This is a genomic window from Streptomyces sp. NPDC041796 (genome assembly GCF_055590785.1).
Map to the genome: position 1 here is coordinate 33,530 of NZ_JBVJAH010000004.1, position 20,839 is coordinate 54,368.

Annotated in this window: 18 protein-coding genes and 1 pseudogene; 2 read left to right on the forward strand and 17 right to left on the reverse strand. The window is 73.2% G+C overall.

From position 1 onward, the window contains the following. Positions 1-12: 12 nt before the first annotated feature. From ACZ6C1_RS08760 to ACZ6C1_RS08820, 13 genes are all read right to left on the reverse strand, one after another. Positions 13-2,157 carry a xanthine dehydrogenase family protein molybdopterin-binding subunit gene (locus ACZ6C1_RS08760; RefSeq protein ID WP_469239146.1) on the reverse strand — a complete coding sequence of 715 codons (2,145 nt, stop codon included), beginning with the start codon at positions 2,155-2,157 and terminating at the stop codon, positions 13-15. Positions 2,158-2,171: 14 nt separating this feature from the next. Then, positions 2,172-3,161 carry an FAD binding domain-containing protein gene (locus tag ACZ6C1_RS08765; RefSeq protein ID WP_469239147.1) on the reverse strand — a complete coding sequence of 330 codons (990 nt, stop codon included), beginning with the start codon at positions 3,159-3,161 and terminating at the stop codon, positions 2,172-2,174. Continuing rightward, a complete protein-coding gene (locus ACZ6C1_RS08770) occupies positions 3,158-3,730 on the reverse strand; it encodes a 2Fe-2S iron-sulfur cluster-binding protein (protein WP_469239149.1) in 573 nt (190 codons plus the stop codon). The genes ACZ6C1_RS08765 and ACZ6C1_RS08770 overlap by 4 nt, the downstream gene beginning before the upstream one ends. Next, on the reverse strand, positions 3,730-4,209 hold the full coding sequence (locus ACZ6C1_RS08775) for a DUF5709 domain-containing protein (RefSeq protein WP_469239151.1): 480 nt from the start codon (positions 4,207-4,209) through the stop codon (positions 3,730-3,732). The genes ACZ6C1_RS08770 and ACZ6C1_RS08775 overlap by 1 nt, the downstream gene beginning before the upstream one ends. Before the next feature lie 107 nt (positions 4,210-4,316). After that, complete coding sequence (locus tag ACZ6C1_RS08780) at positions 4,317-4,490, reverse strand: hypothetical protein (RefSeq protein ID WP_469239153.1); 174 nt, start codon at positions 4,488-4,490, stop codon at positions 4,317-4,319. Positions 4,491-4,514: 24 nt separating this feature from the next. Continuing rightward, the gene (locus ACZ6C1_RS08785; RefSeq protein ID WP_469239155.1) at positions 4,515-5,300 is read right to left on the reverse strand and encodes a phosphodiesterase; all 786 of its coding nucleotides are present in this window, start codon (positions 5,298-5,300) and stop codon (positions 4,515-4,517) included. 183 nt (positions 5,301-5,483) lie between these two features. Then, positions 5,484-6,605: a glutamate--cysteine ligase gene (locus ACZ6C1_RS08790; RefSeq protein WP_469239157.1), complete on the reverse strand. Its 1,122-nt coding sequence runs from the start codon at positions 6,603-6,605 to the stop codon at positions 5,484-5,486. Positions 6,606-6,766: 161 nt separating this feature from the next. Next, positions 6,767-7,990: a GNAT family N-acetyltransferase gene (locus ACZ6C1_RS08795; RefSeq protein WP_469239159.1), complete on the reverse strand. Its 1,224-nt coding sequence runs from the start codon at positions 7,988-7,990 to the stop codon at positions 6,767-6,769. Positions 7,991-8,076: 86 nt separating this feature from the next. Further along, complete coding sequence (locus ACZ6C1_RS08800) at positions 8,077-9,216, reverse strand: XdhC family protein (protein WP_469239161.1); 1,140 nt, start codon at positions 9,214-9,216, stop codon at positions 8,077-8,079. A gap of 41 nt (positions 9,217-9,257) precedes the next feature. Beyond that, positions 9,258-10,700: an NCS2 family permease gene (locus tag ACZ6C1_RS08805; protein ID WP_469239163.1), complete on the reverse strand. Its 1,443-nt coding sequence runs from the start codon at positions 10,698-10,700 to the stop codon at positions 9,258-9,260. Between the two features lie 239 nt (positions 10,701-10,939). Further along, on the reverse strand, positions 10,940-13,348 hold the full coding sequence (pucD, locus tag ACZ6C1_RS08810; protein ID WP_469239164.1) for a xanthine dehydrogenase subunit D: 2,409 nt from the start codon (positions 13,346-13,348) through the stop codon (positions 10,940-10,942). A 2-nt stretch (positions 13,349-13,350) separates the two neighbouring features. Beyond that, entirely contained in the window at positions 13,351-13,965 is a 615-nt protein-coding gene (locus tag ACZ6C1_RS08815; protein ID WP_469239166.1) for a (2Fe-2S)-binding protein, read from the reverse strand. Positions 13,966-13,967: 2 nt separating this feature from the next. Then, the gene (locus ACZ6C1_RS08820; RefSeq protein WP_469239168.1) at positions 13,968-14,858 is read right to left on the reverse strand and encodes an FAD binding domain-containing protein; all 891 of its coding nucleotides are present in this window, start codon (positions 14,856-14,858) and stop codon (positions 13,968-13,970) included. Between the two features lie 356 nt (positions 14,859-15,214). On the opposite strand from ACZ6C1_RS08820, the gene ACZ6C1_RS08825 reads away from it, so the two are divergent. Both ACZ6C1_RS08825 and ACZ6C1_RS08830 read left to right on the forward strand, forming a co-directional pair. Continuing rightward, positions 15,215-16,924, forward strand: coding sequence for a PucR family transcriptional regulator (locus ACZ6C1_RS08825; RefSeq protein WP_469239170.1), 1,710 nt, complete (start codon positions 15,215-15,217; stop codon positions 16,922-16,924). Positions 16,925-16,965: 41 nt separating this feature from the next. Continuing rightward, entirely contained in the window at positions 16,966-17,868 is a 903-nt protein-coding gene (locus ACZ6C1_RS08830; RefSeq protein ID WP_469239172.1) for a pentapeptide repeat-containing protein, read from the forward strand. Between the two features lie 59 nt (positions 17,869-17,927). Here the strand turns inward: ACZ6C1_RS08830 and ACZ6C1_RS08835 are convergent, their stop codons facing one another. The 4 genes and pseudogenes from ACZ6C1_RS08835 to ACZ6C1_RS08850 all read right to left on the reverse strand — a co-directional run bounded on the left by ACZ6C1_RS08835 (position 17,928) and on the right by ACZ6C1_RS08850 (position 20,617). After that, positions 17,928-18,374 carry a lasso peptide biosynthesis B2 protein gene (locus ACZ6C1_RS08835; protein WP_469239173.1) on the reverse strand — a complete coding sequence of 149 codons (447 nt, stop codon included), beginning with the start codon at positions 18,372-18,374 and terminating at the stop codon, positions 17,928-17,930. Beyond that, entirely contained in the window at positions 18,371-18,625 is a 255-nt protein-coding gene (locus ACZ6C1_RS08840) for a lasso peptide biosynthesis PqqD family chaperone (RefSeq protein WP_469239175.1), read from the reverse strand. Before ACZ6C1_RS08840 ends, ACZ6C1_RS08835 begins: the two co-directional genes overlap by 4 nt. A gap of 35 nt (positions 18,626-18,660) precedes the next feature. Continuing rightward, positions 18,661-20,481 (reverse strand): annotated as a pseudogene (locus ACZ6C1_RS08845) (lasso peptide isopeptide bond-forming cyclase); the annotation flags it as partial. Between the two features lie 25 nt (positions 20,482-20,506). Continuing rightward, positions 20,507-20,617, reverse strand: coding sequence for a keywimysin-related RiPP (locus tag ACZ6C1_RS08850; protein WP_469239177.1), 111 nt, complete (start codon positions 20,615-20,617; stop codon positions 20,507-20,509). Positions 20,618-20,839 lie beyond the last annotated feature (222 nt).

Sequence of the window (20,839 nt, forward strand, 5' to 3'; positions counted from 1 at the left end):
CCACCCTACGGGCTACGACAGGGCCGTCAGCACCCGGTCGGGGGTCAGCGGCAGCTCCCTGAAGCGGACACCGGTGGCGTGGTGGAGGGCGTTGCCGATGGCGGCCGGGGTGCCGACGATGCCGATCTCGCCGATGCCCTTGCTGCCCATCGGGTTGAGGTGGGGATCGTCCTCGTCGACCCAGTGGGCGTCGATGTCCGGCACGTCGGCATTGCTCGGTACGTGGTACGAGGCGAGGTCCCGCTCGGCGAAGTCGCCGAAGGCCGGGTCCAGGGTGCTGTGCTCGGTCAGGGCCATGCCCAGGCCCATGGTCATGGCGCCGATGAACTGGGAGCGGGCGGTGCGCGGGTTGAGAATCCGCCCGGCGGCGTACACGCCGAGCAGCCGCCGCACCCGTACCTCTCCGGTGCCGGTGTCGACCTGGACCTCCGCGAAGTGGGCGCCGAAGGCGTGCCGGGCGAAGGGCGGCGTCCGCTGGGCCTCCTCGGTGGTGTCGGCGGAGGCGGACAGGCCCTCGACGGGCAGTGGACCCACGTGTCCGGCCAGCCGCTCGGCCAGGCGGACGGACGCCTGATGCACGGCCCAGCCCCAGGAGGCGGTGCCGGACGAGCCGCCCGCGAGGGGAGCGCGCGGGAGGCGGGTGCTGCCGATGCCGATGGTCACGGAGCCGAGGGCGACACCCAGCGTGTCGGCGGCGATCTGGGCGAGGACGGTCCGGGCGCCGGTGCCGATGTCGGTGGCGTTGACGCGTACCTCATAACCGCCGTCGTGGAGCGCGGTGACGGTGGCCGTGGACGGGGAGACCAGCACGGGGTAGGTGGCGGCGGCGACTCCGGTGCCGGTGAGGAAGTGGCCCTCGCGGCGCACGGCGGGGCGCGGGTCGCGGTCGGACCAGCCGAAGCGGCGGGCGCCCTCGCGGAGGCAGGCGACGAGGTTGCGGCTGCTGAAGGGCAGGCCGCTGTCCGGTTCGGTGGCGGGCTCGTTGCGTACGCGCAGCTCGACGGGGTCGATGCCGAGGGTGCCGGCGAGTTCGTCCATCGCCGACTCCAGCGCGTACATGCCGCTCGCCTCGCCCGGGGCGCGCATCCAGGAAGGGCTCGGGACGTCGAGGGGGACGACATGGTGGTCGGTGAGGCTGTGCGGCGAGGCGTACATGACGCGGGCGGGGACGCCGGCCTGTTCGACGAACTCCTTGACGCGTGAGGTCTGGGTGGTGACCTCGTGGCAGACGCTGATGAGGGTGCCGTCCGGCTCGGCGCCGAGCCGGACGCGCTGGATGGTCGGCGCGCGGTGCCCGACGACGGCCGCGAGGTGGCCCCGGGGCAGGGCGAGTTTCACGGGGCGGCCGGTGTGGCGGGCGGCCATCGCGGCGAGCACGACGTGCGGGCGGGGTGTGCCCTTGGCGCCGAACCCGCCGCCGACGTGCTCGGAGACCACCGTGACCCGGTCCTTGGGGAGGCGGAAGAGGGCGGCGAGGACGGCGCGCACCGGATTCGCGCCCTGGCTGGAGTCGTACACCGTCAGGTGGGCCCCGGCGCCTTCGCCGTCCCACCGGGCGTAGGCGGCGTGCGGCTCCATCGGGTGGTTGTGCAGTGGTGGGAGCCGGTACGTGGCGTCCACGCGTACGGGCGCGGCGGCGAAGGCCGCCTCGGCGTCACCGCGCTCGCGGCGGGCGGGCTCGCCGCCGTTGGCGGTGTCGGGGCGGTAGGCGCCGGGGGCGTCCTCGGTGAGGGTGACGTCGTGCGGTTCGCCGGCGTAGGTGACGCGGACGGCCGCCGCCGCGGCCCGGGCGTCCTCCAGCGTCTCCGCCACGGCGAGGGCGACGTACCAGCCGCGGTGCGGCACGGCGTCGTTCTGCAGTACGGCCAGCGTCGGGTCGTCGGCCTCACCGAGGCGGGGTGCCGTGTCCGGGGTGAGGACGGCGAGGGTGCCCGGGAGGGCGAGGGCGGCGGCCGTGTCGACGGCGGTGACCCGGCCCCGGGCGATGGTCGCGGGGACGGGCCAGGCGTAGGCGCAGTCGGGCGGGGTGTGGGCCAGCTCGGTGGCGTAGTGGGCGGCTCCGGTCACCTTGTCGCGCCCTTCGAGGCGCTCGGCGGCGGCGCCCAGGGCGGGGGCGGGCGCGGGCGGGATACGGGTCCGGGTCCGGGTGGAGTGCATCGTGGTCTTCCGGTTCAGGGGCGGGCGGCCAGTTCGGTCAGGACGCGGCAGGCCAGGTTGTGGGCGAGCGGCACCTTGAAGGCGTTGTCCCGCAGCGGTTGCGCCAGTCCGAGTTCGGCGTCCACCGCGTGGGTGATGTGGTGCTCGGTGGGTGCGGTGCCGAGCAGCGCGGTCTCGGTGAGCCGGGCCCGCCACGGCCGGTGGGCGAGGCCGCCGAACGCCAGGCCCACGTGGCGTACGGTCCCGTCCTCGGCCACGTCGAGGACGGCGGCGACGGAGGCGAGGGCGAAGGCGTACGAGGCGCGGTCGCGGGCCTTGCGGTACGCGGACGGCAGGCCCGCAGCGGTGGACGGCACGACGACCGCGGTGATCAGCTCGCCGGGCCGGATCACGGTGTCCCGCTCCGGGTGGTCGCCGGGCAGCCGGTGGAACTCGGTCACCGGCACGGTCCGTTCGCCGTCCGGGCCGTGCAGCTCGACGGTGGCGTCGAGGGCGGAGAGGGCCACGGCCATGTCGGAGGGGTGCGTGGCGATGCAGTGCGGGGAGTGGCCGAGCACGGCGTGGTCGCGGTGGATCCCGTCGCGGGCGCCGCAGCCGGTGCCGGGCTCGCGCTTGTTGCAGGGCTTGGCGGTGTCCTGGAAGTAGGGGCACCGGGTTCGCTGGAGCAGGTTGCCGCCGGTGGTGGCGATGTTGCGGAGCTGGCCGGACGCCCCGGCGAGCAGTGCCTCCGACAGGACGGGATACCGGTCGCGTACGAGGGGGTGGGCGGCGAGGTCGCTGTTGCGTACGGTCGCGCCGATGCGCAGGCCCCCGTCGGGCAGTTCCTCGACGGTGTCGAGTGGCAGGCGGCTGACGTCGACGAGGACGTCGGGGGTCTCGACCCCGTGCTTCATCAGGTCGACGAGGTTGGTGCCGCCGGCGAGGTAGCGGGCGCCGGGGCGGGCCGCGTGGGCGGCGGCGGCCTCCTCGACGCTTGCGGCGCGTACGTAGGCGTAGGGCTTCACCGGGTCACGTCCTCCACGGCGGCGACGACGTTCGGGTAGGCACCGCAGCGGCAGAGGTTGCCGCTCAGCCGTTCGCGGATCTCGGCGGGCGTGAGTTCCACGGGGCCCTGGCCGGACGGCCGGGCGGGGTCGGTGACGTGGGAGGGGTGCCCGGCGGCGGCCTCGGCGAACACACCGACGGCCGAACAGAGCTGGCCGGGGGTGCAGTAGCCGCACTGGAAGGCGTCCCGGTCGAGGAATGCCTGCTGGAGGGGGTGCAGCTCACCGCCCGCCGCCAGGCCCTCCACGGTGATGACCTCGGCTCCGTCCTGGGCGACAGCGAGGAGCAGGCAGCTGTTGGCGCGCCGCCCGTCCACGAGCACGGTGCACGCCCCGCACTGCCCGTGGTCGCAGCCCTTCTTGGCCCCGGTCAGGCCGAGACGCTCACGCAGGACGTCCAGCAGGGTGGTCCGGTGGTCGACGGTGAGATCGTGGGACTCCCCGTTCACCCGGAGGGCGATGCGCGACCGGGTGTCGGCGGCGTGGCGGGGGTGCGGGGGCGGCTCCGGTGGCTGGTGCGCGGCGCTCATCAGAGGGTCTCGTCGGCCTCGTCGGGCACCGTGTGCATGGCGGCCTCCTCGGCGGACGCCGCGGCTCCGGCGATTCCGACGTCCCGGGCGACGACGTCCTTCTCGTCGTCCGTCCGCACCCCTTCGTCGGGGGCGACGAGCCGGCCGGAGCGGTCACGGCCGACCTGGTCGTCGATGGGCTCGCCGTCGCCGCCCGGGAGGTCGCCGATGCCGTTGGAGTCGTCGGGCTCCCCCAGGGCCGGGTCGGGCACCTCCTCGGCGAGCCGCTGGTCGAGGGTCTCGCCCTCGTGCTGCTCACGTGCCGTGGTGCCGACGTGGTTGACGGCGAGCGGCCGTTCGGGTGGGGACCACCCTTCGTCGTAGGGGTCGGCCTCCCGGTCGGAGAGGGTGTCCTCGGGGTCGAGGATGCCGTCATCCTCCCGGCCTTCGGCGTCGTCCGGCTGGTAGACGTTGTCGCCCATCGCGTCTTCGGTTCCCATGGCGTGGCTCCCGTGTGCTGCTCCTGCTCTCGTATGCCTGATCGCGTATCCAGCCTGGATCAGGTCACACATCCCGGCATTCCGGGCGGTTCGGCACCGGGCGGCGGTCAGGGCTGTTCCGGCTGGTCCGCCCCGAAGGCGGCCAGGTCCCAGGCCAGGACCCGCTCGGCCTCCTGGTGGGTGCGTTCGGCGAGCCTTCTCGCCTCGTCGAGCACGTCTCCGTGCTCCTCGACGAGCTGGTCGTATATCGGCGAGCCGGGCAGGGTGTGGCGCGGGAACACGGGTTACTCCTGGGGCGCGGGTGACTACGGGGCGCCGGGGCGGTCCCGGCGCCCCGGCACCTTCCCACGGACCGGCGATTCATGCGGAACCATAGGTACCGCTTGGCGGCCGTGGCGGGATCCGCTGTAGGCGGCGGCGCGCAGGCCGTGCAGCCGGTGGGTGGGGCGCAGCCCGGGAAGGCTGTGGAGGTACGGGTCGTAGGTGGGCGTCGCGGCTTCCGGATACGGCTCCGGGGTCTCGGCGGTCAGGACCGCGAAAGTCCGCCAGGGTTCGTCGGGTGCGGCGGCGCGCAGCTCGAGGCGGATGGGGCCGCGGTCCAGTGCCCGGCGCAGCGCGACCGGTTCACCGCGCACCCGGCGGCGGCCGACGCGTGCGTGGCGGGTCCTGGCAGGGACGGCCAGGATCACCCGGTCCCGGTCGCCCACCCGGTACGCCAGGAGAGTGGAGTACGGCCCGGCCAGGGCGTCGCGCCGGGGGCGGGGCACATGGCGGCCCAGCCGGCCCGTGCCGCTGGAGGTCAGCAGCAGGTCCAGCGGGACGCCCGGCCCTCCCGCGTCCTCGACGCACACCGCCAGGCCCAGGCCGTCCGGCCACCGCGGCGGCAGCCCCGCCGCCCGCGACCACCGGACGGTCACCTCGTACCGGCCCGGCCGGTCGAGCAGCGGCACGCCCAACGGTGCGGCGTCGCCGCCGGCGCCGGGCACGTCCAGCACGCCCGTACAGGTCAGGCCCTGCGGGTGGAGGGCGGGGGCGGAGCGCCGCCGGGCGAGACGGCGCGCGATGTCGAAGGCCCGCTTCTCGATCGCCACACCGGCTCCCTTCGCCTGTAGGGGATCCACGGGTACCCACGGGTACGGCGTTCCAGGCGAGGGGCCGCGAACATGAGGCCCGGACGCGAGGAACCACGAACGGCGGGGCGCGCACCATCGGCCGGGCGGCCCGGACGCGAGGAACCACGAACGGCGGGGCGCGCACCGTCGGCCGGGCGGCCGTCACGGGTAGGGGACGTCCTCGGCGTACCGCCCCTCCTGGGTGCGGCGCACACAGCCGGCGACGACCTCGCTCAGGCTCCCGGTGCGGCGCAGCAGCATGCGCTGGACGCGGGCGCCGTTTCCGCCACTGAGCAGTTCGGCGAGGCTCTGGCGGGCGTGGGCCAGGTCGCCGTTCTCGTCGAGGGCCTGCTCGACATGGCCGAGCAGGGCGTACACGACCCGGTCGGCGGGGGCGGGGCGCATGGTGAGCGGGTGGATCAGCTCGTCGTCCAGGCCGGAGCGGCCGGCCCGCCAGGCCGCGGCGCGCAGCAGGCCGACGCCGTGACGGGCAGGTGGTTCACCCTCGCGCCACTCACGGGCCGCGGTGTCCACCAGGCCACGGGTCAGGGTGGCGAGGAGGGTGGTGGTGGACGCGTCGAGACATACGTCGGCGGCGCGGACCTCGACGGTCGGATAGTGACGGGAGAGCCGGGCGTCGAAGTAGATCATGCCCTCGTCGCGGAGGACCCCGGTGCCGATCAGGTCGCGCACCTGCTGGTGGTAACGGCGCGCCGATCCGAAGACCTCCACGGGGCCGGCCGAGGGCCAGCGGCCCCACACCCGGCTGCGGTAGCTGTTGTATCCGCTGTCGTGGCCCTGCCAGAACGGGGAGTTGGCACTCAGTGCGAGCAGGACCGACAGCCACGGCCGGATCCGGTCCAGGACACCGACGCCCTCCTCGTCGGACTCCACCGACACATGGACGTGGCAGCCGCAGGTGAGCTGTTCCAGGGCCGTGAGGCCGAAGTGTTCCTGAATCCAGCGGTACCGCTTGCCCTCGGTGAGGGCCGGGCCGGCGGGCAGCGGAGATGTGGCGAGCGCCACCACCGCCGCCCCGGCCTGCGCCGCGTGCCGTGCGGCCTCGGCGCGCCAGCGTTCTATCTCCGCGCCCAGCTCCTTCATGCCGGTCTGCGGGTGCGTGGCGAACTCAAGCTGCTGGCCCTGCAGCTCCTTGGTGAAGGCGTGGGTCCTGCCCCGGCTCTCCCTGGCCGCGACGGCCAGCACCGCGGTGGACAGGGCGCGCGGCTCACCCGTCCGCGGGTCCACCAGGAGGAGTTCCTCTTCCACTCCGACAGTGCGCAACGGAAACCACCTTTCCGATCGCATCCAGCGGGGACTGCGCGGGACGCACCATCATCCCGGCTGTGCGGGCTCCGCGCACCGGTCCGCCGGGCCTGCGCCGGGGATGTGGCGAGTTCCCGACGCCCTCGGCTTGAACCGCTCCGCGGGCACTGCTCGGGGGGTCAGAACTCGTCACCCGTGTTCGGCAGCAGGTCCGTGCGCAGGGCCGCGTCCAGCCGGGCCGCGGCGCCCTCGGTGTGTTCCGCCACGAGGCCCGCGCGGACCAGCTGCCGCACCTCCGTGCCGCCCAGGTAGCAGGCCGCCAGGTCCCGGACGTCGAAGGTGAGGTCGGGGGCGTCGCGGGTCGGCTCGTACGAGCAGGGGTGCGGGCCGGCGGTGAGGCGGAAGCGGCCGGTGTTGGCCGCGATGCGCTCGTCGCGGACCTCCAGGACGACGTCGACGGGCGCGGTCCAGGCGCGGCCGGTGAGCGCCGCCCGGACGTCGACCAGCCGGACCCACAGGCCGGGGTAGCGGCCCGTGATCCGTACCTGGTCGCGGTCGGCGGCGAACAGCGTCAGCGGGTCGTCCGGCGGGCGGCCCCAGGCGCGGACCGTGCCGGTGAGGTCGATGGAGGCCACGTACCGCCACAGGGCGGCGGCCGCGGCGGCGTCGTCCGCCTCCAGCTCGTCGACCCGGACCACGCCGGGTGTGCCGGTGTCGTCGTTGCCGGGCTTGGTGCGGTAGACGGCGTATCCGGCGATGTGCTGATCGTCATCGCCGAGGGCGACGATCCGGGGCGGGGACAGTTCGTCGTCCTCCTCGTCCTCCTCCACCAGCCACTCGCCGCTCCAGCGCTCCGCGTCGCGGGCGATCCGGCCGGCGCGGGCGGCGCGGGTGGCGTCGAGGTACGGCCCGACGACCGCGGGGGCGTCCGCCGGGTCGATCAACCGCAGGGGCCGCTCGTCGGGCGCGATGCGCAGCGCGAGCGGGCGACGCGAGTCGATCTCGACGCTCTGGCCCTCCGTGGCGGGGCCGAAGCCGAAGCGGCCGTAGATGGCGTCCTCGGACGCCCAGAGCGCGGCCAGCGGCCGGCCCAGCCGTGCGGCGCGCCGGAACAGCTCGGCGATCATCGCCGAGAGCACACCGCGCCGGCGGTGGGTGGGCGCGACGGAGACGAACGTGAGCCCGGGGCAGGGCAGTTCGCCGCCGGGTACGGAGAGGGAGAAGCGGTGGGCGGCGACGAATCCGACCAGGGTGTCGCCGTCGTAGGCGCCGATGCGCTCGCACTGCAGCACCAGCTCGCGGTGGTGCTTGCGCTTCTCCTCGTCCGGGTTGTCGTGGAAGACCAGGTACACGAGCTCCATGGCCCGGTCCACATGGGCCTCGGGCACATCACGGATGTCCATGAGCCGGACTCTAGTCGCCGGATAACGGACAGGTCACGGGGGTTTTCCGCCGCCTTGGCCGGGGGCTTCCCCCCGCGGTGAGGGGCTCAGGCCACCGAGCCGATGCGCCCCGCGGGGGCGGCGTCGGGGCCGTCGTGGTGGATGGGGGTGTGGGCGCCGGTCAGGGACACCCCGCTGCCGCCGCGGCGGCCCGCGACGATCTCCGCGCCGATCGACAGGGCGGTCTCCTCGGGGGTGCGCGCGCCGAGGTCGAGGCCGATCGGGGAGCGCAGCCGGGCCAGTTCGAGTTCCGTGACGCCGACCTCGCGGAGGCGCTTGTTGCGGTCCTCGTGGGTGCGTCGGGAGCCCATCGCGCCGATGTACGCGACGGGAAGCTTGAGGGCCAGTTCGAGCAGGGGGACGTCGAACTTGGCGTCGTGGGTGAGGACGCACAGCACGGTGCGGCCGTCCACGTCGGTGCCGGCCAGGTACTCGTGCGGCCACTGGACGACCACCTCGTCCGCCTCGGGGAAGCGGGCGGGCGTCGCGAAGACGGGGCGGGCGTCGCAGACGGTGACGTGGTAGCCGAGGAACTTGCCGATCCGTACCAGGGCCGCCGCGAAGTCGATCGCCCCGAAGACGATCATGCGGGGGGCGGGCACGCTGGACTCGACCAGCAGGGTGAGCGGCTGCCCGCAGCGCGAGCCGTCCTCGCCGATGGTCACCGTGCCGGTGCGTCCGGCGTCGAGCATGGCGCGGGCCTCGCCCGCCGCGGTGCGGTCCAGCTCGGGGTGGCCGCCCAGGCCGCCCTCGTAGGAGCCGTCGGGCCGGACGAGGAGGGCGCGGCCCATGAGCTCGGCCGGGCCGTCGGTGATCCGGGCCAGAGCCGCCGCCTCCCCTCCGGCGGCGGCCCCGAGCGCGGCGGGGAAGACCCCGCCGCGGACCGGGGTGACGAGGATGTCGATGACGCCGCCGCAGGTCAGGCCGACCGCGAAGGCGTCCTCGTCGCTGTAGCCGAAGCGCTCCAGGACGGTGTCGCCGTCCCGCAGCGCCTGTTGGCACAGGTCGTACACGGCCCCCTCGACACATCCGCCGGAGACCGACCCGATCGCCGTGCCCTCGCTGTCGACGGCGAGTGCGGCGCCCGGTTGCCGGGGCGCGCTGCCACCGACCGCCACGACGGTGGCGACGGCGAAGTCACGTCCCTGCTCGACCCACCGGTGAAGCTCCTCGGCGATGTCCAGCATGTCGGCCTCCTTACAGATGGCGGATGTGTGAGGGGGTCCCGTCAGTGCGCGGTACCCGTGGCGAAGTAGAAGATGAACACCGCGGAGAGCACCCACATCAGGACGCTCGGCTCCCGCCACTTGCCCTGCGCCGCCTTGATGGCGCAGTACGCGATGACACCCGCGCCGACACCGGTGGTGATGGTGTACGTGAACGGCATCAGCACGACCGTCAGGAAGACGGGGACGGCGACGGACCAGTCGGTCCAGTCCACGTGCCGGGCGTTCTGCAGCATCATGGCGCCGATGACGACCAGGGCGGCGGACGCCACCTGGCCGGGTACGAGCTGGGTGACCGGGGTGAAGAACAGGCACGCGGCGAAGAACAGGCCGGTGACCGAGGCCGACAGGCCCGTACGCGCGCCCTCGCCGACGCCCGTGGCGGACTCGATGAAGACGGTCTGACCGGAGGCTCCGGAGACACCGCCGATCGCGCCGCCGGCGCCGTCGATGAACAGTGCCTTGCTCAGGCCGGGCATACGGCCCTGGGCGTCGGCGAGTTTGGCCTCCTGGCCCACGGCGATGATCGTCGCCATGGCGTCGAAGAAGCCGGCCAGCACCAGGGTGAAGACGATCATCGAGACCGTGGTGTAGCCGAGGTCCTCCCAGCCGCCGAACTCGACCATGCCGAGGAGCGAGAAGTCCGGCATGGAGACGGGGCTGCCGTGCAGGATCGGCGCCGTACCGCCCCACGCCGATTCCTTGATCAGGCCGGTGGCGGTGGCGGTGACCGAGATGACGGTGCCGACGACGATGCCGATCAGGATCGCGCCGGGGATCTTGCGCGCCTGGAGCATGAAGATCAGCAACAGGGTGAAGCAGAAGAGCGCCACCGGCCAGCCGCTGAGCGAACCGCCGACCCCGAGGGTGACGGGGCCGCCGACCTCGCTCGGGCCGACGAAGCCGGCCTTGACGAAGCCGATGATCGCGATGAAGAGGCCGATGCCCATCGTGATGCCGTGCTTCAGCGCCAGCGGGATGGCGTTCATGATGATCTCGCGGACACCGGTGACCACCAGGAGGCAGATCACGGCGCCGTAGATGACACACATGCCCATGGCCTGCGGCCAGGTCATGTCCGGGGCGACCTGCGTGGAGATGACGCCCGCGACACTCAGGCCCGCCGCGAGGGCGAGCGGGACCTTACCGATGAAACCCATCGCCAGAGTGGTGACCGCTGCGGCGAGAGCGGTGGCGGTGATGAGGGCCGGCTGGCTGAGCTTGTCTCCGGCCGCGTCCGCGCCACTGAGCAGCAGCGGGTTGAGCAGGAGGATGTACGCCATGGCCATGAAGGTCGTGACGCCGCCGCGCACTTCCTGCGCGACCGTGGATCCTCTGTGAGTTATGTGAAAGTACCGGTCGAGCCAAGACCGTCCGGCGGGGACGCGGGAACCGGGTCCCGCGTCTTCGGCGACGGTCTTCGGCTCCACTGACGACTGGGTCATGGTGCCTACTCCCAAGGTTCAAAGGGGCACCCGCATGCCCGGGGGCAAAGACTGCGGGATTTGGGATGCTGCGTGGGCTGCACGACCCGGGGGACGGCCCGAGACGAACGGGGTGATGCGTGTGGAGCGGTACTGCGGTGGGGGGATGGGGGGTGTGTGGGGACGAGTGGGGGGATGCTCCGGGCGGTGCGAGCGGTGGAAGTGTGACGTTCCCGGGAGGCGCGCACCGCCCGGAGGGCTTACAGGGTGCCGGTGAGGTGCTCGGGGCGTACCGGCGTCTTGTTGAGCTCCAGACCCGTCGCGTTCCGGATCGCCGCGAGGACGGCCGGGGTGGACGACAGGGTCGGGGCCTCTCCTATGCCGCGCAGGCCGTAGGGCGCGTGGTCATCGGCGAGTTCGAGCACGTCGACCGGGATGGTCGGGGTGTCGAGGATGGTGGGGATCAGGTAGTCCGTGAAGGAGGGGTTGCGCACCTTCGCGGTCTTCGGGTCGACGATGATCTCCTCCATGACCGCCACGCCCAGGCCCTGGGTGGTACCACCCTGGATCTGGCCGATGACGGACAGCGGGTTGAGGGCCTTGCCGACGTCCTGGGCGCAGGCCAGTTCGATGACCTTGACCAGACCGAGTTCGGTGTCCACCTCGACGACCGCGCGGTGTGCGGCGAACGAGTACTGGACGTGGCCGTTGCCCTGGCCGGTGCGCAGGTCGAAGGCCTCGGTGGGGCGGTGGCGCCACTCGGCCTCGATCTCGACGACCTCGTCCTCCAGGACGTCCACCAGGTCGGCGAGGACCTCGCCGCCGTCGGTGACGACCTTGCCGGCCTCGAGCAGCAGCTCGGCGGTGGCCCAGGCGGGGTGGTACGTGCCGAGCTTGCGGCGGCCGATCTCCAGGACCTTCTCGCGGACGAGCTCACAGGAGTTCTTGACCGCGCCGCCGGTGACGTAGGTCTGGCGGGAGGCGGAGGTGGAGCCGGCCGAGCCGACCTGCGTGTCGGCCGGGTTGATCGTCACCTGGGTGACGCCCAGCTCGGTGCGGGCGATCTGCGCGTGGACGGTGATACCGCCCTGGCCGACCTCCGCCATCGCGGTGTGGACGGTCGCGACCGCCTCACCGTTGATGACCTCCATGCGCACCTTGGCGGTGGAGTAGTCGTCGAAGCCCTCGGAGAAGCCGACGTTCTTGATGCCGACCGCGTAGCCGACGCCTCGTACGACGCCTTCGCCGTGCGTGGTGTTGGACAGACCGCCCGGCAGCGCGCGGACGTCGGCGCCCTCGGTGGACTCCCACTGGCGCTCGGGCGGCAGCGGGCGGGCCTTGATACGGCGCAGCAGCTCGGCGACCGGGGCGGGCGAGTCGACCGGCTGGCCGGTCGGCATCAGGGTGCCCTGCTCCATGGCGTTGAGCTGGCGGAACTCCACCGGGTCCATGCCGAGCTTCTTGGCGAGCTTGTCCATCTGGGCCTCGTACGCGAAGCACGCCTGGACCGCGCCGAAGCCGCGCATGGCGCCGCAGGGCGGGTTGTTGGTGTAGAGCGCCACGGCCTCGATGTCGACGTCGTCGATCACGTACGGGCCGACGGCGAGCGAGGAGGCGTTGCCGACGACGGCCGGGGAGGCCGAGGCGTAGGCGCCGCCGTCCAGCACGATCCGGCACTTCATGTGCGTGATCTTGCCGTCCTTGGTGGCGCCGTGCTCGTACCAGAGCTTCGCCGGGTGACGGTGCACATGGCCGAAGAAGGACTCGAACCGGTTGTAAACGATCTTGACCGGCTTGCCGGTGCGGAGCGCGAGCAGGCAGGCGTGGATCTGCATCGACAGGTCCTCGCGGCCGCCGAAGGCCCCGCCGACGCCGGAGAGCGTCATCCGGACCTTCTCCTCGGGCAGGCCGAGGACGGGGGCGATCTGGCGGAGGTCCGAGTGCAGCCACTGGGTGGCCACGTACAGGTCGACGCCGCCGTCCTCGGCGGGGACGGCGAGGCCGGACTCCGGGCCGAGGAAGGCCTGGTCCTGCATGCCGAAGACGTACTCGCCGGAGACGATGACGTCGGCCTTCTTGGCGGCCTCGTCGGCGTTGCCGCGGATGATCGGCTGACGGTGCACGATGTTCGGGTGCGGGACGTGACCGGCGTGGTGGTCGTCGCGGCCCGGGTGCAGCAGCGGTGCGTCGGGGGCGGTCGCGGAGGCCTCGTCGGTGACGACGGGCAGCTCCTTGTATTCGACCTTGATCTTGGCGGCCGCGCGTCGGGCGGTCTCGGGGTGGTCGGCGGCGACCAGGGCCACCGGCTCGCCGTGGTGGCGTACCCGGCCGTTGGCGAGGACCGGGGTGTCCTGGATCTCCAGGCCGTAGTTCTTCACCTCGGTGGGCAGGTCCTCGTAGGTGAGGACGGCGTACACACCGGCCTGGGCGAGGGCCTCGGAGGTGTCGATGGAGACGATCTCGGCGTGCGCGACCGTGGAGCGGAGGATCTGGCCCCACAGCATGTCCTCGTGCCACATGTCCGAGGAGTAGGCGAACTCACCGGTGACCTTGAGGGTGCCGTCGGGGCGGAGCGTCGACTCGCCGATGCCGCCCTTGGTCTGCGAGCCCTGGGTGACCTTGGTGGGGGTGCCGGCGGGAGCGGCGGCGACTCGGGTGTTCTGCGACATGGTCAGACCGCGCCTTCCTGGATCCCCTGACGTTCCTGACGGGCGGCCGCGAGGCGGACGGCGTCCAGGATCTTCTCGTAACCGGTGCAGCGGCAGAGGTTGCCGGAGAGCGCCTCGCGGATGTCCTCGTCGGACGGGGAGGGGTTGCGCTCCAGCATCTCGTCGGCCGCGACCAGGAGGCCGGGGGTGCAGAAGCCGCACTGCACGGCGCCCGCGTCGATGAAGGCCTGCTGGATCGGGGAGAGCTCGGTGCCCTCACCGGTCTGGGAGTCGGTGCCCTTCGCGGACCAGCCCTGGGCTTCCTGGAGGGACGTACCGGAGGAACCGCACGCGCCGGTGCCGCACGCGCCGCTGTGCTCGGCACGCTGCTTGGCGTAGTCGGCGAGGCCCTCGACGGTGACGACCTCGCGGCCCTCGACCTGGCCGGCGGCCACGAGGCAGGAACAGACCGGTACGCCGTCCAGGCGGACCGTGCAGGAGCCGCACTCGCCCTGCTCGCAGGCGTTCTTCGAGCCGGGCAGGCCCAGGCGCTCACGCAGGACGTAGAGGAGGGACTCGCCCTCCCAGACGTCGTCGGCTTCCTGCGGACGTCCGTTGACCGTGAAATTCACGCGCATCGTTATGCAGCTCCTTCAAGGGTGCGGCCGGTGCCGCGGTACTGCTCCCAGGTCCAGCCGAGCGTGCGGCGGGCCATGATGCCGACCGCGTGGCGGCGGTACTTGGCGGTGCCCCGCACGTCGTCGATCGGGTTGCAGGCCCCGGAGGCGAGCTCCGCGAACTGCTTGGCGATCGAGGGAGTGATGATCTTGCCGCTCTCCCAGAACCCGCCCTCTTCGAGCGCGGCGTTCAGGAAGGCCTCGGCCTCCTTCGCCCGTACGGGCGTGGGGGCGGCCGAGCCGATGCCGGTCCGAACGGTCCGGGTCTCCGGGTGCAGCGCCAGACCGAACGCGCACACCGCGATCACCATCGCGTTCCGGGTACCCACCTTGGAGTACTGCTGCGGCCCGTCGGCCTTCTTGATGTGGACGGTCTTGATGAGCTCGTCCGGCTGCAGCGCGTTGCGCTTCACGCCCGTGTAGAACTCGTCGATCGGGATGAAGCGGGAGCCGCGCACCGACTCCACCTCCACCTCGGCACCGGCCGCCAGCAGGGCGGGGTGCGCGTCGCCGGCCGGGGACGCCGTGCCCAGGTTGCCGCCGACACCGCCGCGGTTGCGGATCTGCGGCGAGGCCACGGTGTGGGAGGCGAGCGCCAGGCCGGGCAGCTCGGCCCGCAGGTGCTCCATGATCTGGGTGTACGGGACGGAGGCGCCCAGCCGGACGTTCTCCTCGCCGACCTCCCACTCGCGGAGCAGCTCGATGCGGTTCAGGTCCAGCAGGTACTCCGGCCGCCGGTGGTCGAAGTTGATCTCGACCATGACATCGGTGCCACCCGCGATGGGCACAGCCGTGGGGTGCTCGGCCTTCGCGGCGAGCGCCTCCTCCCAGCTAGCGGGGCGAAGGAAGTCCATGAGTGGCTCTCTTCTACGTGATCCGGTGATCACTGGTCCGGCGGTAGGTGATCGTGGAGATCGACTTGTTCCGGGTTCCGCGTGATCAGTTGGTTCGCTGGGGCTCGGGGGACGGCCGGCCCACGTCTTCGTCTTCATGTTCATGTGCTGTTAACGCGTTGTGGCCCAAGTACACCCAGCGGTGCTCCGCCCGGTGCAGTCACCGAAACCATGAAGGAGTTGGCTGGCCGCCCTCTCCGTCTTGTAGATTCGAACGAAAGGCGAGGAGCAGTAACCTCTCCGTTTCCCCCCGGAAACGGTGGCCACAGCTCACCGGCAACAACGAGACACCCACGAGACAGATCGGCGGCGATCACATGCGGCTGCGCGCACTGCTGGAAACCGATGCGCTGGGGCTGCGGCTGCTCGGCGGCGAGGACGAGCTGGACCGCACGGTCCGCGGCGTGATGACGACGGACCTGCGGGACCCCAGCAGGTACCTCTCCGGCGGCGAGCTGGTGCTCACCGGCCTCGCCTGGCGGCGGGACTCGGCGGACTCCGAGCCCTTCGTCCGGATCCTGGCCAGCGCCGGGGTGGCGGGCCTGGCGGCCGGCGAGGCGGAGCTGGGTGCGATCCCGGACGATCTCGTGCAGGCGTGTTTGCGCCACCGGCTCCCGCTGTTCGCAGTAAACGAATCCGTTGCTTTCGCAACTATCACCGAGCATGTTGTTCGACAGGTGTCCGGCGAACGCGCCGGTGATCTGGCGGCTGTGGTGGATCGCCACAGGAGGCTGATGACTTCCGGCCCCGCGGGCGGCGGTCCGGAGGTGGTCCTCGACCTGCTCGGCTCCGACCTGGACCTTCGCGCCTGGGTGCTGTCACCGACCGGGCGTCAGATCGCCGGCGCGGGCACGCCGTTGCCCACCGAGATCGGCGCCGTGCTGGCCGGTGAGCACCTGTCCGCCACGCGCACCGGGCGGCGCGGACCGCACCGGGCGGTCGCCCGTGGAACGACGTACTCGCTCTTCCCGATCCGGAACACCGGACGCGGCGCCGCCCCCGCCGCGCGGGACGTGCGGGAGACCGTGCTGTCCGACTGGCTGCTGGCCGTCGAGGCGGACGCCGGTGACTGGCCGGCGGCCCGGCTGGACCTGCTCCAGGGCGTCACCCAGCTGATCGCCGTGGAGCGGGACCGGCGGGACGCGGCACGCACGGTACGGCGCCGGCTGGCCCAGGAGGTCCTGGAGCTGGTGCAGACGGGCGCCGCCCCCGCCGAGATCGCCGCACGGCTGCGGGTGGCCGCGCCGGTGCTGCTGCCGGGGCTGGGGACAGCGCCGCACTGGCAGGTCGTGGTGGCGCGGGTCGAGTGGGGCGAGGGCGGTACCGGCGCGCCGGGCATCGAGGCCGGGCCGGTCGCCCAGTCGCTGCTGGAGGAGATCCTGGTCGACCCCGCCACGGCCGGCCCCGACCCGGCCGACCGGATCGCGGTCGCCCACACCGGGGACGAGGCGATCGCCCTCGTACCACTGCCGGCGGTGTCCGGTCCGCCGGAGCCGGAGGAGGACGAGGCGGGCCCCTCCATCGACGGCGGTGGACTGCACGCGGACGCCCTGCTCTCCTCCGTGCGCGGCCCCCTGTCGGCGGGCCTCGCCGACGACGGGCGCCTCACCCTGGGCGTGAGCGCCGCCGTGCACTCGGCCGAGGGGCTGCGCGGCGCCCTGGAGGAGGCGCGGCACGCCCGGCGCGTGGCGGCGGCGCGGCCGGGGCGGGTGTGCGCGGCGGGGCACCACGAGCTGGCGTCGCACGTGCTGCTGCTGCCGTTCGTGCCGGACGACGTGCGGCGGGCATTCACGGCGCGGCTGCTGGACCCACTGCGCGACTACGACCGCCGGCACCGGGCGGAGCTGATCCCGACACTGGAGGCGTTCCTGGACTGCGACGGCTCCTGGACCCGCTGCGCCGGCCGGCTGCACCTGCATGTGAACACGCTCCGGTACCGGGTGGGCCGGATCGAGCAGCTGACGGGGCGTGACCTGTCACGGCTGGAGGACAAGCTGGACTTCTTCCTCGCCCTGCGCATGTCCTGACGGGACGTCGAAACCCTCAACAGAAAGCGGAACACCACGTGATGTCCGGACGAGCGGACACCCGGCCGGGCGCCTTGCCGCCGCGGACCGACGCGCAGCCCGACCCGCGGACCGACGCGCGGACCGACGCACAGGCCGACCCCCTGCGCGGCGACTGCGCCAACTGCTTCGGCCTGTGCTGCGTCGCGCTGCCCTTCGCCGCCTCGGCGGACTTCGCCGTCGACAAGCCCGCCGGCACACCGTGCGCCAACCTGGCCACCGACTTCCGGTGCGGCATCCATGAACGGCTGCGCGACCGCGGCTTCGCCGGCTGCACGGTGTACGACTGCTTCGGCGCCGGCCAGAAGGTCTCCCAGGTCACCTTCGCCGGCCGGGACTGGCGGCAGGACCCGGACACGGCACGCCGGATGTTCGCCGCCTTCCCCGTCGTACGTCACCTGCACGAACTGCTCGCGTACCTGACCGAGGCGCTGACGCTGCGACCGGCGCGCTCCCTGCACGGCGAGGTACGCCGCGTCCTCGGCGAGACCGAGCGGCTCACGCTCCTCTCCCCCGAGGAACTGGCCGCGCTGGACGTGGCGGCCCACCGTGCCGTCGTGGGCGACCTGCTGGCGCGCACGAGCGAGCTGGCCCGGTCGGGCGTACCCGGCTCCCGCGGCCGGAAGAAGAACCGCCGTGGCGCCGACCTCATGGGCGCCCGCCTCACGGGAGCCGACCTGCGCGGCGCGAGCCTTCGCGGGGCGTACCTCATCGCCGCCGACCTCACCGGCGCCGACCTGCGCGAGGCCGACCTCCTCGGCGCCGACCTCCGCGACGCGCGGCTCGCGGGCGCCGACCTCACCGGCGCGATGTTCCTCACCCAGCCGCAGCTCAACGGCGCGAAGGGCGACGCCCGGACGGTCCTGCCCGCTCGGCTCACGCGCCCGGCCCACTGGGCGGCCTAGCCGGCCGGCCACGCACCACGGCCGCCCCGGTCACCGCCGCGCGCCAACCGCCGTCCGCGTCACCGCCCCTCGTCACCACCGCCCGCTGCCACGGGACCCACGGCGAGCAGGGGTGTGAAGTAGTCGGCGGGCATCGGCTCGCCGACCGGGCGGCCTTCCGCCTCGATCCAGGCGTGGGCGTTGAACGGGGGCACCACGCTCACCCCGGTGCACCACGTGGGCCAGGTGCCCGTCAGCCGGCACAGCAGCGCGGCGCCCAGCGAGCGGGGCAGGCAGCCGCGCGGACCGGCGCACCGCAGGCTCACCGCGCACAGGGCGTCGCGGGCCGCCCGCGCCCGGGCGGCGGTGGCGGGCCGTGCGCCGCGCCGGACCACCTCCAGCACGGCGCGGATGCGGCGCGGCGGCAGCAGCGACAGCAGGACGGCCGGGACCAGGACCAGCCGGGCGGCGAGCCGCCGGGTGAAGGGCACGCCGACGGGGATCTCCAGGGCGCTGGGCGTGGTCATGCGGCCAGCCCCGAGGTGCGCAGTTCGGCCACCAGCGCGGTGACGTCCTCCTCGGCCGTCGCCCGGTCGATGTCGCACGTGTCGACGAGCGCGTCGGCGGCGGCCGCCTCGTCGCCGCCGTCCATCAGCACGCGGACGATCAGCGTCCCGGTGGGGTTCAGCTCCCAGTACTGCCCGCTGCGTTGGTCCAGGAGGACGGTGCCGTACCGCGTTTCCGTGGTGCAGACGTCGGCGCCGAAGCGCAGGCCCATGGTGACTTTCCTTCCGTCGGGTGCGCCGTCCGGCGCGCGAGGGCGCGCAGCCAGACCTCGCAGGCGATCGTCGAGTAGAGGATGGCGTCGCGCAGCCCCGGTGCGGACGGCCGCCGGGCGAGCCGGCGCAGCGCCTCGCCGTCCACCAGGCCGAGCCGTTCGAGGTGGGAGTCCTCCCACAGCGCCATCAGGTCGGCGCGGTGCTGTCGCAGTCCGTCGGCGGCGTCCATGGAGGCGGCGGCCTTGTTGGCGCGCCGCAGGCACACGTCCGGCACGATGCCGCGCATGGCGGCGGTGAGCAGGGATTTGTACGCCCAGGGGGTGACGCGTTCCTCGGGGCGGACGGCGAGGCAGGCCTCGATCACCCGGTCGTCGAGGAACGGCGAGGCCATGGGTACCCCGGCCCGGGCGGCCATCCGGTCCCACTGCCGGATGACGCGGGTGCAGGAGCGGATCTGCTCCAGGTCGGCGTGCAGGCCCCGGTCCGGGTGCAGCGGTACGGCGGATTCGGCCGCCTCCCGCAGCATGCGCCGCGCCGTCCGGGCCGCCTCGGGTGTCACCCAGTCGAAGAGGCGGGGTGGTACGCCCCAGCCGAGGCCGGTGGTGACCGAGTCGGGGAGCGGGTCGTCCAGGTGGTGGCCGGCGTCGGCGAGCCAGGCCTGGTACGGCCGGGAGTCGGCCAGTGCCCGGAGGGTCCCGCCGAGCGGCCATTGCCACAGGGCCCGGAAACCGCGCAGTTGCCGGCGGGCCAACAGCGGTCGCCTGCGGGCGAGTCGGTGGTAGTACGCCTCGGAACACCACGCCACGTGGTCGCCGCCGATGCCCGTCAGGTGCAGCCGGCTGCCCCGCTCGGCCATGGCGGGCAGATGGTGCAGGACCCGTGAGCGGTCCATGACGCCGATCGTGGGTTCGTCCAGCAGGTCGTCGATCGACAGCAGACCGGTGTAGACGAGCGGGGAGGCGTCGGCGTCCCAGACCACGTGGTCGACGTCCGGCAGGAACCGGGCGGCCCGTTCGGCCCACTGGAGGTCGGTGTCGGCGGGGTCGCGCCCGGGCCAGGTGCTGGCCACCACCCGGGCGGGTGAGCGGTCGGCCAGGAAGCAGATGGTGGTCGAGTCCAGCCCGCCGGACAGGTCGCAACTGACCACACCTCCGTCCCCGGTGCAGGAGCCGACGGCCTCGGTGAGGACTTCGCGGACCCGTGGGGCGCCGGCGGTGAGCGTCCGGACCGGCTCCGGCGGCGTCCACCAGCGCGAGTGGCGCACGGTGTGCCCGTCCGGCGCGACCACGAGCGCGTCCTCCGGCGGTACGGCGGTGACGCCACGCCACATCGACGCCTCACCGAGCGGGTGGGGCACGGGCCACAGGAGCCGTGCGGCGAGCTGCTCCTCGTCCGGGGCGAGGTCCAGCGCGGCGGCGAGCACGTCGGCGCGGGTGGCGGCCACCGTCACGTCGTCGAACCGCGCGTGGAAGACCAGCCGGAGGCCGGACGCGGTGCCCTGCGTCCTGAGCCGCCCGTCGAGCGTGGCCATCAGGTGGAAGCTGCCGGGGAGCGTACGGGCGAGCGCGTCGAGCTGGGCGAGGTCGCGCAGCCGCGAGGCGTGGTGGCGCAGCGCGTCCGGGTCGACGGTGCTGCGGCCGACGAGGGCGAGCGCGGCGGAGCCCGCCCGGGCGGTCACCATCTCCTCGTCGCACCAGTGGCCCACGAGCCAGGGGCGCCCCGAGGGGTGCGGAAGCGTGCGCGTACCGGGGCGGGCGAAGAACCGGGCCACGGCGGCCGCGTCGTCGCGGTCGGGAAAGACCGCGACGTGCGCGTCGCCGGGGCCCGGGCCCGCACTTTCGTGCGTTTCAGTCATGAGACCGTTTGATCGCCGTCGGCCGTCAGTTCTTGCTGAGGATGAGGCGGTCGTTTCCGGAGAAGCGCAGCATTCCGGTCCTCTGACGGAACGACCCCAGGCGGACGAGCGTCGGCGCCTCGTAGGCCTTCTTCATGACGTCTCCTTCTGCTCGGTGCACCACCCGCCCCGTAATGGCGGGTGGCCGTGCTTCGGAAGGTAGACGCGGGCCGGGGGGACACCGCAACCGTTGATCGGTTGCTCATACCGTATGAGTTTCCGTCCCTTTCCAGTCGGATGCGGAGCTGACTGCTCCGCGACCGGAAGGACCGGCCGCCGGCCACGGCGTGGCGCCCGGCCGCGAGTAGACGTTTCCATC

Excerpts from the sequence above, each read along its gene's own strand:
- ACZ6C1_RS08760 (WP_469239146.1), bottom strand. The coding sequence starts at position 2,157 with ATGCACTCCACCCGGACCCGGACCCGTATCCCGCCCGCGCCCGCCCCC.
- ACZ6C1_RS08770 (WP_469239149.1), bottom strand. The coding sequence starts at position 3,730 with ATGAGCGCCGCGCACCAGCCACCGGAGCCGCCCCCGCACCCCCGCCAC.
- ACZ6C1_RS08775 (WP_469239151.1), bottom strand. The coding sequence starts at position 4,209 with ATGGGAACCGAAGACGCGATGGGCGACAACGTCTACCAGCCGGACGAC.
- ACZ6C1_RS08795 (WP_469239159.1), bottom strand. The coding sequence starts at position 7,990 with ATGGACATCCGTGATGTGCCCGAGGCCCATGTGGACCGGGCCATGGAG.
- ACZ6C1_RS08800 (WP_469239161.1), bottom strand. The coding sequence starts at position 9,216 with ATGCTGGACATCGCCGAGGAGCTTCACCGGTGGGTCGAGCAGGGACGT.
- ACZ6C1_RS08805 (WP_469239163.1), bottom strand. The coding sequence starts at position 10,700 with ATGACCCAGTCGTCAGTGGAGCCGAAGACCGTCGCCGAAGACGCGGGA.
- pucD (WP_469239164.1), bottom strand. The coding sequence starts at position 13,348 with ATGTCGCAGAACACCCGAGTCGCCGCCGCTCCCGCCGGCACCCCCACC.
- ACZ6C1_RS08815 (WP_469239166.1), bottom strand. The coding sequence starts at position 13,965 with ATGCGCGTGAATTTCACGGTCAACGGACGTCCGCAGGAAGCCGACGAC.
- ACZ6C1_RS08820 (WP_469239168.1), bottom strand. The coding sequence starts at position 14,858 with ATGGACTTCCTTCGCCCCGCTAGCTGGGAGGAGGCGCTCGCCGCGAAG.
- ACZ6C1_RS08825 (WP_469239170.1), top strand. The coding sequence starts at position 15,215 with ATGCGGCTGCGCGCACTGCTGGAAACCGATGCGCTGGGGCTGCGGCTG.
- ACZ6C1_RS08830 (WP_469239172.1), top strand. The coding sequence starts at position 16,966 with ATGTCCGGACGAGCGGACACCCGGCCGGGCGCCTTGCCGCCGCGGACC.
- ACZ6C1_RS08835 (WP_469239173.1), bottom strand. The coding sequence starts at position 18,374 with ATGACCACGCCCAGCGCCCTGGAGATCCCCGTCGGCGTGCCCTTCACC.
- ACZ6C1_RS08840 (WP_469239175.1), bottom strand. The coding sequence starts at position 18,625 with ATGGGCCTGCGCTTCGGCGCCGACGTCTGCACCACGGAAACGCGGTAC.
- ACZ6C1_RS08850 (WP_469239177.1), bottom strand. The coding sequence starts at position 20,617 with ATGAAGAAGGCCTACGAGGCGCCGACGCTCGTCCGCCTGGGGTCGTTC.